Origin of the sequence: Winslowiella toletana (assembly GCF_017875465.1) — a bacterium.
Taxonomy (GTDB): Bacteria; Pseudomonadota; Gammaproteobacteria; order Enterobacterales; family Enterobacteriaceae; genus Erwinia; species Erwinia toletana.
Genome location: NZ_JAGGMQ010000001.1, coordinates 4,968,710 through 4,984,054 on the forward strand (window position 1 = coordinate 4,968,710; position 15,345 = coordinate 4,984,054).

14 protein-coding genes are annotated in these 15,345 nt (G+C 52.9%); 4 read left to right on the forward strand and 10 right to left on the reverse strand.

Annotated features, from left to right (window positions below; all coding sequences use genetic code 11):
• Window positions 1-2: 2 nt before the first annotated feature.
• The 4 genes from J2125_RS23300 to J2125_RS23315 form a co-directional block, all read right to left on the reverse strand.
• Complete coding sequence (locus J2125_RS23300) at window positions 3-845, reverse strand: ABC transporter permease (protein ID WP_017802340.1); 843 nt, start codon at window positions 843-845, stop codon at window positions 3-5.
• Entirely contained in the window at window positions 842-1,813 is a 972-nt protein-coding gene (locus J2125_RS23305; protein WP_017802341.1) for an ABC transporter permease, read from the reverse strand. The genes J2125_RS23300 and J2125_RS23305 overlap by 4 nt, the downstream gene beginning before the upstream one ends.
• 44 nt (window positions 1,814-1,857) lie before the next feature.
• Window positions 1,858-3,405 carry an ABC transporter substrate-binding protein gene (locus J2125_RS23310; protein WP_017802342.1) on the reverse strand — a complete coding sequence of 516 codons (1,548 nt, stop codon included), beginning with the start codon at window positions 3,403-3,405 and terminating at the stop codon, window positions 1,858-1,860.
• A gap of 148 nt (window positions 3,406-3,553) precedes the next feature.
• Window positions 3,554-5,035 (reverse strand): NAD-dependent succinate-semialdehyde dehydrogenase, encoded by a 1,482-nt coding sequence (locus J2125_RS23315; RefSeq protein ID WP_017802343.1) that lies wholly within the window; start codon window positions 5,033-5,035, stop codon window positions 3,554-3,556.
• Window positions 5,036-5,126: 91 nt separating this feature from the next.
• On the opposite strand from J2125_RS23315, the gene J2125_RS23320 reads away from it, so the two are divergent.
• Complete coding sequence (locus J2125_RS23320; RefSeq protein ID WP_209499546.1) at window positions 5,127-5,771, forward strand: TetR/AcrR family transcriptional regulator; 645 nt, start codon at window positions 5,127-5,129, stop codon at window positions 5,769-5,771.
• Here the strand turns inward: J2125_RS23320 and J2125_RS23325 are convergent.
• Window positions 5,764-6,723, reverse strand: a complete 960-nt coding sequence (locus J2125_RS23325; RefSeq protein WP_017802345.1) for a LysR family transcriptional regulator — start codon at window positions 6,721-6,723, stop codon at window positions 5,764-5,766. The two genes, J2125_RS23320 and J2125_RS23325, sit on opposite strands and share 8 nt — an antisense overlap.
• A 96-nt stretch (window positions 6,724-6,819) precedes the next feature.
• Here J2125_RS23325 and J2125_RS23330 point away from each other — a divergent pair, with 96 nt between their 5' ends.
• Window positions 6,820-8,034, forward strand: a complete 1,215-nt coding sequence (locus J2125_RS23330; RefSeq protein WP_017802346.1) for an MFS transporter — start codon at window positions 6,820-6,822, stop codon at window positions 8,032-8,034.
• A gap of 23 nt (window positions 8,035-8,057) precedes the next feature.
• On the opposite strand, the gene J2125_RS23335 is transcribed toward J2125_RS23330, so the two are convergent.
• Genes J2125_RS23335 through J2125_RS23345 form a run of 3 tightly spaced genes read right to left on the reverse strand, consistent with a single transcriptional unit; the run spans window position 8,058 to window position 10,211 of the window.
• Window positions 8,058-9,044 (reverse strand): saccharopine dehydrogenase family protein, encoded by a 987-nt coding sequence (locus J2125_RS23335; RefSeq protein WP_017802347.1) that lies wholly within the window; start codon window positions 9,042-9,044, stop codon window positions 8,058-8,060.
• Entirely contained in the window at window positions 9,041-9,442 is a 402-nt protein-coding gene (locus tag J2125_RS23340; RefSeq protein WP_017802348.1) for a VOC family protein, read from the reverse strand. Before J2125_RS23340 ends, J2125_RS23335 begins: the two co-directional genes overlap by 4 nt.
• Window positions 9,443-9,458: 16 nt before the next feature.
• Entirely contained in the window at window positions 9,459-10,211 is a 753-nt protein-coding gene (locus J2125_RS23345; RefSeq protein WP_017802349.1) for an SDR family NAD(P)-dependent oxidoreductase, read from the reverse strand.
• A gap of 136 nt (window positions 10,212-10,347) precedes the next feature.
• Here J2125_RS23345 and J2125_RS23350 point away from each other — a divergent pair, with 136 nt between their 5' ends.
• A complete protein-coding gene (locus J2125_RS23350) occupies window positions 10,348-11,268 on the forward strand; it encodes an AraC family transcriptional regulator (RefSeq protein WP_017802350.1) in 921 nt (306 codons plus the stop codon).
• Between the two features lie 275 nt (window positions 11,269-11,543).
• Here J2125_RS23350 and J2125_RS23355 read toward each other — a convergent pair whose 3' ends face one another.
• Complete coding sequence (locus J2125_RS23355; protein WP_017802351.1) at window positions 11,544-12,587, reverse strand: type II asparaginase; 1,044 nt, start codon at window positions 12,585-12,587, stop codon at window positions 11,544-11,546.
• 385 nt (window positions 12,588-12,972) lie between these two features.
• Here J2125_RS23355 and J2125_RS23360 point away from each other — a divergent pair, with 385 nt between their 5' ends.
• The gene (locus tag J2125_RS23360; RefSeq protein ID WP_017802352.1) at window positions 12,973-13,773 is read left to right on the forward strand and encodes a MetQ/NlpA family ABC transporter substrate-binding protein; all 801 of its coding nucleotides are present in this window, start codon (window positions 12,973-12,975) and stop codon (window positions 13,771-13,773) included.
• Between the two features lie 46 nt (window positions 13,774-13,819).
• Here J2125_RS23360 and J2125_RS23365 read toward each other — a convergent pair whose 3' ends face one another.
• A complete protein-coding gene (locus tag J2125_RS23365; RefSeq protein WP_017802353.1) occupies window positions 13,820-15,250 on the reverse strand; it encodes a DNA cytosine methyltransferase in 1,431 nt (476 codons plus the stop codon).
• Window positions 15,251-15,345 lie beyond the last annotated feature (95 nt).

A 15,345-nucleotide genomic window follows, 5' to 3' on the forward strand; every position in this document is an offset into this window, starting at 1 on the left:
CACTATTTCCGTCCTTTGCGTGTAAGTCGTGGATTCAGCGCGTCGTTCAGCCCTTCACCGACCAGATTCAGCGCCAGTACCGTCAGCAGAATGGCAATGCCCGGAAAGACGCTGATCCACCAGGCCTGGCGGATAACCGTGCGACCCGCGCCGATGATATAACCCCACGACATAATATTGCGGTCACCCAGACCGAGGAACGACAGCGCGCTTTCAATCAGAATCGCCGCCGCCACCATCATTGATGCCAGCACAATAATCGGTGAAAGCGTATTCGGCAGGATCTGCCGCCAGATAATGGTGCGACTGGTCTGCCCGGAGAGGATTGCCGCCTCGATAAACTCACGAGAGCGCAACGACATCACTTCGCCGCGCAACAGACGCGCCACCGGCGGCCACGAGACAATGGCAATCGCAATTACAATCGACGTAATCGATGGCTGGAAGATGGCCACCAGTACTATTGCCAGCGCAAAGCTCGGCACGCTCTGGAAGAACTCGGTAAAGCGCATCAGCACATCATCAACCCAGCCGCCGAAGTAACCTGCCATCGCGCCAACCGGAATACCGATCAGCAGCGATACCACGGTAGAGATCAGGCCGATTAACAGCGAAACACGCGCGCCATAAGCCAGACCGGCCGCCAGATCGCGCCCCAGCGGATCGGTGCCGAGGAAGTACTGTGCGACGGTAAAAGGCGGCAGAAAGGGTCGCTGCACCATCGCCCACGGCGACTTTTCATACAGAAACGGCGCGGCGATGGACAAGATAACCACCAGCAGCAGAATCAGCAAGCCAATTACCGCGCCACGGTTTTGCGAGAAACGTTGCCAGAAATCTTTCATGAAGCCACCCGAATTCGAGGATCAACCAGCCGGTAAAGGATGTCGGTGATCAGATTGAAAAACAGCACAATCGCCGCAGAGACCACAAACACGCCAAGCAGCAGGTTATAGTCACGCTGGGTCAGCGCATCAAACATCAGGCGGCCAATCCCCGGCCAGGCAAATACCGTCTCAATCAGCACCCCACCGCCGACCAGCTGCCCGGCCTGCAATCCGGCGAGGGTGACCACCGGCAGCATTGCATTGCGCAATACGTGGCGACGCTGGATCTGCCCCGGACGCAACCCCTTAGCTTTGGCGGTTTTAACAAAGTCCATCTGATTGACCTCTAACATCGAAGCGCGCGTCATACGGGCATACACCGCCATAAAGAACAGGCCAAGGGTGCCCGCCGGTAAAATCAGATGCTTCAGTACATCAAGCGCATAAGCGATACCGGTAAAGTCACTGCCAACGGTACTGTAGCCAAAACCTGGCAACCAGTTCAGCTGGACCGAAAACAGCAGCACCGCCATCAGCGCCAGCCAGAACAGCGGCGTGGCATAGAAGATCAGTGCCACAAACGAGATCAGTGAATCTGACCAGCGTCCCTGACGCGCCGACGCCACATTGCCGCCGAGGATCCCCAGCCCGAGTGAAATCACAAAGGCGGTAAACGACAGCAATAAGGTGGCCGGCAGGCGATCAATAATCAGCTGCAATACCGGCAGGCTCTGACGATACGAAAAACCAAGGTCCAGATGAATCACCGACGACAGGTAAATAAACAGCTGCATATACAGCGGCTGATTAAGACCAAACCGTTCACGGAGCTGATCGACGAATATCTGATCGCTATCCCCGGCTTCACCCGCCATCACCATTGCCGGATCGCCCGGCGCCATATGAATAAGAAAGAAATTTAATATGGTAATACAAAGAAGTATCATCACTGCTTTCAGGAGCCGAACAGCAATAAATCGGATCATGAGAGTCTCCGGCGTTAATGATTATTTAACAACAGTCAGCCGCGTTATTTCTTAATCCAGGCATCACGCAGTGAATCGGAGAGACCATTAGCGGTGGTGATCAGATCCTGATATTTACAGTTGTAAATCGTCGGGAATCCCAGATCCAGTAACCAGGCAACCGGCACATCGTCACGTAATTTCGCCTGCACCTGGCTATAAAGCTTCTGCCGTTCTGCAGAAGGAAATGCCATCGCCGCCTGCTTAAATAACTGATCAACTTCCGGGTTAGAATAACCTTCAACATTATTCCATGGATTACCTTTGGCGATTTGCGAGGAGATATAGTTGCGCTCTACGCCAATTGCCGGATCGCCATTCTGGAACATATAAGTAAAGGCAATATCATAATCCCATGAAGAAACACGCTGATTCCAGCCCGCCACATCGGCGGATTCAATGGTAACCGGAATACCGACTTCCGCCAGATTCTGTTTTACCGCTTCAGCCCAGCGCTGCCAGGTTTCGCCATACGGTAATGGCAGCAGACGTAATGTTTTACCGTTATAGCCAATCTCTTTTAACAGTGCTTTGGCTTTTTCCGGGTTATGTTCATATTTCGCGCCGACATCAGCATAAAACGGCAGTTTTGAAGAGAACGGACCGGTAGCGACTTTGCCATAACCGTTCCACAACGCATCTCTGGCAAAATCCCGATCCAGTGCATACATAATAGCCTGACGGAATTTCACGTTATTCATCGGCGCCACCCGATTATTGAGCCACAGAAAAGAGAGTGGCGAAGTATATTCCCAGCCCTTTTCAGTGGTGCAGGTATTAGCCAGTGCCGACAGGCGTGGAATATCGTAATTTTCCACTGATCCACCAGGTAAAATATCTACTGTGCCGGTTTCATAGGAAACGGCACGCGAAGCGCCATCCGGGATAATATGATATAACACCGCATCAAGATAAGGGCGTCCTTTCAGATAATAGTCAGGGTTTTTCACCAGCTTAATAAAGTTGCCACGCTGCCATTCGGCAAATTTAAACGGACCGGTGCCGATTGGTTTTTCATTGGCCGGATTGGTCGTATAGTCAGTACCTTTATAGATATGTTCCGGCACAATCGGCATCGCACTAAAACTGAAGCTGCGGATAAACGGCTCATACGGATGTTTTAGCTTAATTATGATGGTGTTAGCATCTGGCGCAGTAACGCTGCTGACATGCTCCATGGTGCTGCGATGGCGCGGTTGGGTTTTCATCAAAAAATCATTCAGAGAAAACAGCACATCTTCCGAGGTCATTGGCTGACCATCATGGAATAATACATGTTCCTGCAAATGAAAAGTATAAGTTAATCCGTCATCGGAAATCGTCCATGATTTCGCCAGCGAAGGCTGTGGTTGCAGATTACCGTTATAACGCAGCAGCCCTTCATAAATATTGCCGCCAACCAGCTGGCTGGGGCTATTTGTTGTTATCCCCAGCATTAAACCGGTGGGTTCAGGTTGCACAATCAGATTTGCCGTACCTCCTGGCTGAGGGGCGGCATTTACACCACTGGCAAGCATAACCGAAATAAATAACGCCGAGAAAACACTTTTCATAAAGCGGCCCTTATTAGTTGCTTTGGATTTTTGATGGCTTCCTGAAACAAATAATAGTGTATTGCTGTTTTAATTAAATAAGTAATATTAAAAACCTATATTACTTATTTATTGAAAGTGATTTCTTATGGCATTTAATTTAATCAGGTTACCATACCTGAGTGGCAATAAATTTTGTCACCAGATACTCTTCTAATCCTTCAATTCCCCCTTCGCGGCCAAAGCCGGAATCTTTTATCCCGCCAAACGGTGCATCCGGCAACGCGATCGGCTGACCATTAACCGAAATCATGCCCGACTCAATAGCATCAGTCACTCTGCGCGTGCGTGAGTATGAGGTGGTATATAAATAAGCCGCCAGACCATAAGGTAATCGATTCGCTTCGGCTAACGCTTCTTCTTCCTGATTAAAACTATTAATAATAGCAATCGGGCCAAAAGGCTCTTCATTCATAATACGGGCAGATAAAGGGACGTTACTCAGAATAGTTGGCGCATAGAAATAACCGTCACGCTCAATTCTTTTACCACCACTGACTAAAGTTGCGCCTTTTTCCAGCGCATCCTCTACCAGCGCGGTGATTGCCTGCAGATGGCGCTGGTGAATTAATGGCCCCATCGTTGTCGCTTTATTCAGACCATCGCCGATCCTGATGCTTTCTGCTGCCGTTTTAAATGCTGCAGTAAATTCAGCGAAAATCGTGCTCTCAACCAGGATGCGGGTCGGCGAAACACATACCTGACCTGAATTGCGATATTTAGCGGGCGCCAGTGAGGCGATAACTTTATTCAGGGGCGCATCAGCAAAAACCAGCACCGGCGCATGTCCGCCTAATTCCATGGTGGAGTATTTCAGATGATTGCCAGCGGCCGAGGCCAGCAGACGGCCAACGGGAACCGAGCCGGTAAAGGACACTTTGCGAATTTGCGGCTGGGCGATCAGAATTTCAGAAATCATCGCCGGATTACCATACAGCAGCTGTAATACTGACGCTGGTACACCAGCATCAATAAACGCCTGCACCAGCTCAACGCCACAGAATGGGGTATCTTCCGCGCCTTTCAGGATCACTGAACAACCGGCGGCCAGAGCGGCACCCAGTTTGCGTGATGACTGCGACAGCGGAAAATTCCATGGCGTAAAAGCAGCCACCGGACCAATCGGCTCTTTACGCACCACCAGTTCGGTCGCGGCGTCAGCGCCTGGCAGCACGCGTCCACAGATGCGACCGGCTTCCTGCCCGTACCACTCAATATTATCGGCGCTGCGCAGCACTTCGGCACGGGCTTCAGCCAGCGGCTTGCCATTCTCGCGCGTCAGCGTGCGCGCCATGGTTTCACAGCGTGACCTGATCAATGCAGCTGCGTCGATCAAAATACGTGCGCGCTCCGTTGCTGCGGTTTTGCGCCATAACTGAAACCCCTCATCTGCCACCGCCACTGTGCGCAGTATTGTCGCTTTATCGGCGATGGCATGGTGGCCCAGCAGCTTTTCACTGGCGGGATCCAGCACCTCGCCCTGCGCTAAGCCAGCAGTCAGCCACTCCCCGGCCACATACAGTGGTGCGTGAAGCAGTGAATCACTATTTTCAGCCGTGCGGCAATTCTCAACCTGGTGTGGGTTAGTCATAGTTATCATTTCAGTTTTACTGTGCAGGATTTCACCATATCATCAATCAACTTGCTTGCAAGAAAAACTTTTATTGGATATAAACTTTTATATGAATAAAGAAAACACCCCCCCAAAAGCCCCCGGGCTACGAGAACGTCAGCGCGCCGCACGCCGCCAGGGTATCCTGTTTGCTGCCGGTGACTTATTTGAAATCAATGGCTTTGAGTCAACCAGTCTTGAAGATGTGGCGGTAAAAGCGGAATTATCGATTCCGACGATTTACAGCTTCTTTAAGTCGAAACAGGATCTGTTGCTCGGGCTGATCGAGGAAGATCGCTATCTGTCGGTACCGAAGCTGGAAGCGTTGCTGGAAGATCTGGCTGACGATCCGGTGGCGGTATTCGTTGAGTTCGGCAGGATTATGTTTATGCATGGCTACGACTTCCGCCACAAGAAGGTGTGGCGCGAGATTATGGCAGCTTCCTTCCGTGTTTCGGAAGATCAGAACCGTTATCGCGAAATGCAGTTGCTTAATGGTCAGTATATCCGTGCCGCGATTGATAAGTTGTGCGACAAAGGCAGTCTGCGCGCCGATCTGAATCGTGACAGCGCCCTGCGCCTGTTACAGAATAATTTAAGCCGGGTTTTCCAGCTCTATATCTTAAACGAAGAGATGACCGTGGAAGAGATGATGGCGATGCTGCAGCAGGATTTGTCGACGCTGATGAGTGGCATGAGAGAAGCTGCTATCTGAGCCGTTCTCTGCCCCCCTTCTCCGGCAGTTGCGTCCCGGCCAGACCAGGCATCACCGCTTTCATCAGTTCGAGAAACTTACGCAGGCGCGCCGGATAATAACTGGCATAGGGATACAGCAGATAAATCGGCAGCGGTGCAGCCTGCCACTGCGGCAATAACTGCTGTAAATGCCCCTGCCGCAAATCATCCTGCACCACCCAGGCGGAGACCATCGCCGCGCCCATTCCATCCAGCGCCGCTTTACGTACTGCGTACAGACTGTCGGTGCTTAAGCGCGGCGTAATCGCAAAACGGTAAACCTGCTCGCTGCTGATATGACTGAGAGTGACTTCATTACGGTAAAAACTGTTTAGCGCCAGCCACGGAAATTGCGCCAGATCCGCGACCTCATGGACTGCGGCATAGCGTGCAAGCAGCGATGGCGCCGCCACCACAATGCGCGGGACTTCCGCCAGCAGCACCGCCACTACCGCGGGATCGGTGGCGGCGCCAACATGGATCGCACAATCGACGCCTTCGGCAATAAAATCCGGCGAATGGTCATTCAGCGTCCACTCGACACTGACTTGTGGATAGCGTTGCAGATAGTCGGCCAGTGGCGCAATCAGCTGATCCTGGCCAAAAGCATGTGGCGCGCGTACCCGTAATACCCCAACCGGTTCATCGCGCACCGCGCTGACTTCATCTTCCATAATCTGCCAGTGTTCGATCAGCTTATACGCCTGGCGATAGCAGCGTTCACCATCATCGGTCAGTTTCATGGTATGGGTGGTGCGCTGGATCAGTTTGACGCCCAGCAGCTGTTCCAGGCTTTGCAGGCGGCGGCTGATGGTCGGTTGCGAAGTGCCGATCTGGCTGGCGGCAGCCGAGAGACTCCCGCTCTCAACGATACGCACGAAAGTCTGCAACAGTGATATACGGTCAGCAGTGGCTGGAGGATTTTTATTCATACGTATAATGTATAACAGTATTACCCGCAACAGGACTACAGTTTCTTATCTTTAGCGGCAAGAATAGCGCCACTTTCACTTATTTCGGAACTTTTCATGAGCCAGGTTTTATCCGCAGATAAAGATGCTGCCCGCGCCGGACAGGCGCTGTCGACCAAAATTGTTTTCCTGCTGGCGGCTGGCGCCGGGTTGAGCGTGGCCTCCATCTACTACAGCCAGCCGATGCTGAGCATTATCGGCGGTGCCTTTCACAGCAACGTCAGCGATACCGGTATGGTGCCAACGTTGACACAAATCGGCTATGCGCTTGGCATTCTGTTGCTGGCGCCACTGGGTGATCGTCATGACCGGCGCAAAATTATTCTGCTTAAAGGCGTACTGCTGGCAGTCACGCTGCTGTTATGTGGTTTCTCCGCCTCTTTTCCATTGCTGCTGTTAAGCAGTCTGGCGATCGGACTGATGGCCACCGTCGCCCAGGATATTATTCCGGCAGCAGCCACCCTCGCTTCGGACAGTCAGCGCGGAAAAATGGTCGGTATGGTGATGACCGGGCTACTGGCAGGCATTCTGCTGTCGCGGGTATTCAGCGGCATCGTGGCGGAGTATTTTGGCTGGCGCACGGTATATGTGCTGGCAGCGGCGGGCGTATTGCTGATTACGCTGACGATCTGGCGGGTGCTGCCAGCGTTTAAGGTACAGACCAGCTTAAGCTATCCGGCGCTGCTGCGTTCGTTAGGGAAATTATGGCGCGACCATGCCGAATTACGTCATGCGGCGCTGGCGCAGGGTCTGCTGTCGGTTGGCTTTAGCGCCTTCTGGTCGACGCTGGCGCTGATGCTTGCCGGGCGTTATCAGCTCGGCAGCGCGGTGGCTGGATCCTTCGGCCTGGCAGGCGCTGCCGGTGCGCTGGCGGCGCCACTGGCGGGAATGCTGGCCGATCGTCACGGTGCGAACTATGTCACCCGTGTTGGGGCGGCGATTGTGGTGGTGTCATTTGCCCTGATGTTTTTGCTGCCGCTGCTGCCCTTACCGGCACAACTGGCGCTGATTGTGCTCAGCGCAATCGGTTTTGACCTGGGCGTGCAGGCGACGCTGGTGGCGCACCAGACTATTATTTATGCGATTAATCCGGCAGCGCGCAGCCGCCTGAACGCCATTATGTTTACGGTGGTATTTATTGGTATGGCCTCCGGCGCGGCGCTGGGCAGCAAAGCGCTGGAAAGCTTTGGCTGGCCAGGCGTGGTGGCGCTGGCAACGCTGGCCGCGGTGGGTGGGCTGATGATTCGTATCTTCGAGCATGCCCGCAAATAAGCGGGCGGGCATACTCAGTTCGTTTACGGCAATGGGGTAATACGCGTGCCAGGGATGGTTTCGGCAAAGCCGTCACCGAACAGGCGCGCGGGGGTTTCAAAGCCTGGCCGGGATTCGCCTGCCAGCACCCGGCGCGCCGCCTCGATTGCCGCCAGTGGCGTAAAGGTATAGCCATTTACCGTTTCAATCACCGCACGCACAATACCACCATCCGCACCGCTCACCTCTGCCACCGCAAAAGCGCGATGAGCGTCACGCTCTGCGGCGTCTGGGCCATCCGGTAACTGCGACAAATCCCCCTCAGGAAAAGCATCGCCAGTCACGTGGACAAACATCGCGATATTGGCAATTGCGGTTGAGCGCCAGCCGGTAATCAGATCGCCAAAAGAGAGCGGATAACAATCAACCGCACCTGCGCCAAAATCAAAGCTGGCGGGCTGCGCCTCCGGGGTGGCGACCAGCTCGCCATTCACCCGACTGAGCAGTCCGGCGTTGATAATTTCTCCGGCGCTGATCGCCGAACCGCGTGACATCGAACCAGAAACCTGAAGCGCAATGCGCAGTGACTGCGGCTGCTTAACACGGCGCGCCAGCTGCATCGCCAGGCAGTCGGTCGGTACCACATCCCAGCCGACACCCGGTAACAGCATCACCTCAGCCGCCGCCGCTTGCTCAGCTAAACGTTCAGCCAGCCGGTATACGTTAATCTCGGCGGTGATATCCAGATAGTGCGCGCCAGTCTGCATACAGGCGCGCATCAGTGGCTCTGCCGTATGGGCGAAAGGACCGGCAAAGTTCAGCACCACCGCGACATCGTTTAACGCCTGAATTACGTCTTTATGGTTAGCCAGCGAAAACGCCCGATACTCAGCGCCCAGTTCGGCGGAAAGCGCCGCCAGTTTTTGCCCGTCACGTCCGGCAACAATAATATCCAGCCCGGTTGCCAGCGCCCTTTCTGCTGCCATCCGGCCCGTGTAGCCGCTGGCGCCGTAAATCATCAGCCGGCTCATGATGCGTGCTGCCATGATTTATACACAAATTCGATACTGTAACCGTCCGGATCGAGGATATTAGCTGCATAGTAGCGCGGATCGTAATGCAGCCGTGCGCCAGGCGCACCGTTATCGGTCGCGCCGTTGGCCATTGCAGCGGCATAGGCCGCATCAACTTCACTGCTGCTGGCGGCGACAAAGCCGATATGCGCCGCCTGCCCTTCGACCACGCCTTTACGCAGCCAGAAAAAAACGCGTCCCTTCGCGCCAAATCCCTTCAGATCAGGATGTCCCGGCGGACCGTCTTTGCCGTCGTAATCATGACGGTCACGGATGCCCAGTGGCGCCAGCGCCGCCGTATAAAACGTTATCGAGCGTTGAATATCGCTCACTGACAGAAAAATATGATCCAGCATAAAACTCTCTCCGTAATCAGATAATGTAGCCGCCACCAACTTCAATGTTCTGCGCGTTGACCCAGCCGTTGTCAGCGGACAGCAGGCTGGCGATCACCCGGCCCACATCGTCCGGCTCACCGATACGGCCAAGCGCGGTTTGCGACGACAGTAATTCAACAAATTCCGGGCTCTGATCGAATGCACCGTTGGTCATATCGGTGCGGATGGCGCCGGGTGAAATTGAGTTGGCACGGATCCTGCGCGGGCCGAACTCCTGGGCCATATAGCGCGTCAGCACTTCCAGTCCGCCTTTAAATGCGGCGTAAGGCGCGGCGCCAGGTGTGGCGACGCGGGTAGTCGCGCTGGTCATATTGATAATCTGTCCACCGTCAGCGATTAACGGTAGCAGCGCCTGGGTCAGAAAGAACGGGCCTTTCAGATGAACATTTAGCAGACCATCGAATTCCGCCTCGGTGAGCGCTTCGATCGCCGCGAAATTTCCAAACCCGGCATTGTTAACCAGACCATGGATGCGATCGCTATCCCAGTGGGTGGCCAGTGCCGCCGCGACATCAGTGGCGAACCCGGCGAAAGAAGCCACATTGCTGACATTCAGCGCCAGCGCCACAGCTTTGCCGCCCGCCGCGTTAATCTTACTGACCACGGCTTCCGCTTCTTCCGGGTGGCTGTTATACGTCAGGATAACGCCCATTCCGCGGCTGGCGATCTGGATTGCGGCGCTGGCGCCAATGCCCCGGCTCCCCCCAGTAATAACGATTACGCTCATAGTTAACTCCGTACTAATTAAGGTGTACAGCTATCATAGGCAGTGCGCCTTACCAGAGCCTGCCCATTACTACCTGAAACCTGCCTGTTTCTGCTGTATGCTGACGACAGCCTTATCCGCAGATTAGACAGCAGCCATGAATAATCAATTGCACGAACTCAGACGTTTAGCCGCAAAAGCGGAGAACCGGCTGACCGAAACCGGTATCCCTCGCGTGGCGATGGTTCAGGGCGCGATCCCTGAACATGAGCTGGCGGCGGTTTATGCGCCGATGGTGAATCTGGTATTGCAGGGAAGTAAATCGATGACGGTGGGTGACAGTACGCTGCACTACTGTCCTGCTAACTATTTCCTGATGTCGGTGGCGTTGCCAGCGGTGGGCACTATCTGGCCAGCGACAACGGGTGAACCCTACCTTGCCGTCGCCCTGACGCTGGATCCTGCGGTAGTGACCGATCTGCTGGCGGATCTGCCGGATTACACGCAGAGCGAAACGGAAACCGCCGCCTTTTCGGTCGCCGAAGTGACGCCAGAGCTGATGGATGCCTGGGTGCGTATGCTGCGGCTGATGGAACGCCCGGCCGATATCGCGGCGCTGGCGCCGGTGTATGAGCGTGAAATTCTCTATCGTGTGTTGCAGGGGCCGCATGGTCAGATGCTGCGCGATATTGCGCTGCCTGACAGCGCCGTGGCGCGGGTCAGTCTGGCGATTCAGATGATCCGTCGCGACTACGCAAAGCCGCTACGTGTGGAGGAGCTGGCAGAGAAAGCGGCGATGAGCGTATCCGCTTTCCATCGCCACTTTAAGGCGGTCACCACGCTGAGTCCGCTGCAATTTCAGAAACGCATCCGTTTATTGCAGGCGCGTATGCTGTTGCTGGTCAGTGGTAAAAACGTCACCTCGGCGGCGCTGGATGTGGGTTACGAAAGCACCACCCAGTTCAGTCGCGAATATGCGCGCGCCTTTGGTCTGCCGCCAACCCGTGATGCCACGAAAATACTCGCCAGTATCCGCAATATGAACAGCGATCGTCACGCTGATCTCAGCCTGCCATAACCTTCTGTTAGCCCGGTAGGTGGAAACGTAAGATCGCCTGCTTAAGCCGTAGAGTTTTGTTGGTTTAAGAGTTATATCAATGGGGTGGACCTGGGTGTGAATGAGCTGCTGTTGTTACCCTGAAGTCGGCGTGTAATCGACCTGGACCAGAACAGTATTCATATCAGTGACAGTACTGACAACAACCACCTCGGTTGGGTCGCTACCTTTCCAGCAAACAATAAAAAAAACCGGACGTTTAGCGTCCGGTTTTTACGTTCTGGATTTACTGAACCTTAGTACTGATGGAAGTACTGCTGGATCAGTTTTGGATCACGGGTTTCGGTTAATGCGGTCATTAACAGAATTCGCGCCTTGGCCGGATTCAGTGAATCGCCGACCAGGCCAGGCTGACTGCTGTCCTCCGGCACCACACCACTGCCGGTGCGGGAAGTTCGCACCACAATAATGCCCTTCTTCTCCGCTTTTTCGATCCCTGCGCGACTTCTCTTCGAGACCGAACCCGCGCCGGTGCCTACATAGATAATGCCGTCGGCATGGTTGGCGATCGCCGCGTCCCACATATATTCCGGATCATCCTGGTAACCGTAAATAATCACCACCTGCGGCAGCTTTTTCAGACTGCGGACATCAAACACCGAACGCAATGTGTTGATTTTATCTGAACGCGTCTCAAATTGCGGTTTACCGCCAACAAACACCCCAAGATAGCCCTGCTCAGGCGCTTTAAAGGTATCAATCGTGGTGGCGTTAGTTTTGGTGACAAAGCGCGCTGCACCAATACGATCATTAAGCACCACGGTGACGCCCCGTCCGGCAGCATTCTTATCGGCGGCAAGAGTAACAGCTTCCAGCAAATTCATCGGGCCATCGGCGCTAATCGCCGTCGATGGTCGCATGGCGGCGGTAAATACTACCGGCTTATTGCTTTTAACCGTCAGGTTAAGGAAGTAAGGGGTTTCATCGAGGGTATCCGTACCGTGGGTAATCACCACGCCATCAACATCATCCCGCGCCAGCAGCTCATTGACGCGGTTCGACAGCTTCAGAATCACATCACTGGTGATCTCGTTACTGCCGATATTGGCAACCTGTTCGCCATCAACTTGCGCCACATTTTTAATCGCCGGAACCGCATTGATCAGGGTATCAATGCCGACAGCGCCCGCTTTATAGCCGACAGTCTGGGTATCAGAAGGTGCTGAACCGGCAATAGTGCCGCCGGTAGCAAGAATTACCACATGGGATAATTTTGCCATGGCAAAACCGGAACAGCAGAATGCAAGAAGAATGGAAGATGCGACAGCCTTAAATTTCATAAATGTTTCCTTAACGAAAACACTTAATTAGCAATATCTGTGCCATTAAAATATTCAGATCATTATTTATATCACTGATATTAATGGGGTTTAGTTAAAAAATAACCAATAAGCGTGGCATTGATCATTTTATCGCCACAGTGATTGGATAACAGGCAAAAAAAAAACCTCCCTGAAGGAGGCTGAAAAAAAATCGTTACAGTGAGATATCACTAAATAGTTAGTCACCTTAGTAACAGAAAAGTTCTCTCCACCGACACTTTTTCTGCCCGTTAAGCTTAGTTGCCTGCTTTTTAAACGACTTTATGGATATTACCCATGAGTATAGGGTGTCGCGCGGTTATAATAGATTTCTGCCAACTTAATAAACCTGAAGGATCCTGTTGTGAATAAAGTGCTTGCCTCACTGCTAATAGCCACATCCGCGCTGTTGTTATCGGCCTGCTCTCCTGATGATGAAAATAAAGTCAAGGTGGCAATTAATACCGGGCCAGACCAGGCGATCTGGGACGTGGCGCAGAAAGTCGCAAAGGAAAAATATAACTTAGATCTCGAAGTTATATCATTTAACGATTACGTGTTGCCCAATGAAGCGCTGCAGAATAAAGATGTCGACGCTAATGCCTTCCAGAGCCTGCCTTATCTTGAGGATCAGTCGAAAGAGCGTGGTTATAAATTTGCCATTATCAGCAAAACCTTTATTTTCCCGATTGCGGCTTATTCACATAAAATCAAAAATATCAGCGAGTTGAAAGAAGGTTCAACCATCACCATCTCAAATGAAGCCACTACGCTGGGTCGCAGTTTATTACTGTTACAGGCACAGGGGTTAATTAAGCTGAAGGATGGCGTCGGCTATCTGCCAACCAAACTGGATATTACCGCCAACCCAAAAAAGCTGAAACTGGTTGAAGTGGACACGCCACAATTAACCCGTACGCTTGATGATCCTGATGTCACGCTGTCGGTTATCAATACTAATTTCTCCGCCCAGGCGGGATTATCAGCTTCGCGCGACGGATTATTTATGGAAGGCGCGGCTTCACCCTATGTTAATGCGCTGGTATCGCGCGAAGATAATAAAGACAGCGAGAAGCTACAGAAGTTAAAACAGGCTTTCCAGTCGAAGGAAGTAGAAGAGAAAGCGATCGAAGTCTATAAAGGCGATGCAATCAAAGGCTGGTAATATTCCCGTGTAAAACAGATGGCGGCTTCAGGCCGCCATCTTTCTGTCAGACCTCTTCCGCTACCGGTTTCAAAGCCACCGCGCGCTCAATACAGGGTTGCAGCAAACGGGCAACAGCGGCGAACACCGGCACCACCACGCTGTTACCAAACTGCTTATAGGATTGCGTATCTGAGACCGGGATAATAAAACGCTTCTCCCCCGGCTGCTCAAAGCCCATCAGTCGGGCGCATTCACGTGGCGTCAGGCGTCGTGGCCGGTTTTGCTGGTTATCAGCGTTTGCAAAATCCTGCTCGCCCAGCGCCAAATCCCAGCCACGATCGATCAGGATTTCGGAACCATCTTTGTGATAACGCGCGGACAGAGTGCGTGCCACCGCGTTTTTATTATGCGGATTCACCAGGCCAAAGCCAAAGCCGTTGCCTTTTGCCTGATGTTTTTTAGCGTAGTTGTACAGATACTCCCACAGCTTCGGCGTCAGGATATATTTTTCTTCTGCCGGCACATCCAGCAGATCGGCGATGGCCGGACGCGTAGCGGGATAGAATTGCGCAATATCGCGCAGCGTAAAGCCATGATGAATATCCAGATCGCGACGGAAACCCACCAGTACAATACGTTCACGATGTTGCGGCAGAAAATGTTTGCCATCCACCACCTTCGGATCATCTTTGCCGGCCTCGGCTGCATCCGCAACTTCGTAGCCCAGTTCGTCAAGGGTTTGCATAATCACCCTGAAGGTATTGCCCTTGTCATGGCTCTTTAAATTCTTCACGTTTTCCAGCACAAACACTGCTGGCTGTTTGGCGGCAATAATGCGTGCGACGTCGAAAAACAGCGTGCCCTGGGTATCACACTCAAAGCCATGTTTTCTGCCGAGGGAGTTCTTTTTACTGACCCCTGCCACGCTAAACGGCTGACAGGGAAAACCAGCCAGCAGCACGTCATGATCGGGGATCGCGCTGTCGATATGGCAATAAGCGTCTTCTTCGCTGATCTCCGGCTTCGCGCTGAGGGTAACATCACGGATATCGCGGTTAAAAATATGCCGGCCGGGTTCATTGTACCAGTTGGCTTTATAGGTTCTTACCGCTTCGGGATTCCACTCGCTGGTAAATACACACTGGCCGCCAATGGCGTCAAAACCTTTACGTATACCGCCAATACCGGCAAACAGATCAATAAAACGAAAACCATAGTTGCCAGCTTTTTCTGGCGCCGCAGGCAGCATTTTGTGCAGCAAGGTCTCTTCAGCATGGCTAAGCCGTTTCGGCTGGCATTTGCCTTTGACCCAGCGATTGATGCCTTCACGGGTCCACTCGGTATGACTCACCTTGCGCAGCAACTCAGCGACATATTTCTGTCCGTAAATCTCCAGAACACGTTGAATCAGCGCCAGATCCTTCTGTTTCTTATCTTCCATTTCCACACTGGCCTGAAGCGCCAGCTGTTCAGCGATTTGTGTCAGATCGGACATTACAGGTCTCTGGGTTAAGTAAGTGATGACGTATCACTTATCATATACCTCTGCGCCTGATGAGACCATAAATAGTGGCAAATCAGCATGATAAT

Bases quoted from the DNA above. Each gene is read 5' to 3' on its own strand.
- J2125_RS23300 (WP_017802340.1), bottom strand. From the start codon at position 845: ATGAAAGATTTCTGGCAACGTTTCTCGCAAAACCGTGGCGCGGTAATT.
- J2125_RS23305 (WP_017802341.1), bottom strand. From the start codon at position 1,813: ATGATCCGATTTATTGCTGTTCGGCTCCTGAAAGCAGTGATGATACTT.
- J2125_RS23310 (WP_017802342.1), bottom strand. From the start codon at position 3,405: ATGAAAAGTGTTTTCTCGGCGTTATTTATTTCGGTTATGCTTGCCAGT.
- J2125_RS23315 (WP_017802343.1), bottom strand. From the start codon at position 5,035: ATGACTAACCCACACCAGGTTGAGAATTGCCGCACGGCTGAAAATAGT.
- J2125_RS23320 (WP_209499546.1), top strand. From the start codon at position 5,127: ATGAATAAAGAAAACACCCCCCCAAAAGCCCCCGGGCTACGAGAACGT.
- J2125_RS23325 (WP_017802345.1), bottom strand. From the start codon at position 6,723: ATGAATAAAAATCCTCCAGCCACTGCTGACCGTATATCACTGTTGCAG.
- J2125_RS23330 (WP_017802346.1), top strand. From the start codon at position 6,820: ATGAGCCAGGTTTTATCCGCAGATAAAGATGCTGCCCGCGCCGGACAG.
- J2125_RS23335 (WP_017802347.1), bottom strand. From the start codon at position 9,044: ATGAGCCGGCTGATGATTTACGGCGCCAGCGGCTACACGGGCCGGATG.
- J2125_RS23340 (WP_017802348.1), bottom strand. From the start codon at position 9,442: ATGCTGGATCATATTTTTCTGTCAGTGAGCGATATTCAACGCTCGATA.
- J2125_RS23345 (WP_017802349.1), bottom strand. From the start codon at position 10,211: ATGAGCGTAATCGTTATTACTGGGGGGAGCCGGGGCATTGGCGCCAGC.
- J2125_RS23350 (WP_017802350.1), top strand. From the start codon at position 10,348: ATGAATAATCAATTGCACGAACTCAGACGTTTAGCCGCAAAAGCGGAG.
- J2125_RS23355 (WP_017802351.1), bottom strand. From the start codon at position 12,587: ATGAAATTTAAGGCTGTCGCATCTTCCATTCTTCTTGCATTCTGCTGT.
- J2125_RS23365 (WP_017802353.1), bottom strand. From the start codon at position 15,250: ATGTCCGATCTGACACAAATCGCTGAACAGCTGGCGCTTCAGGCCAGT.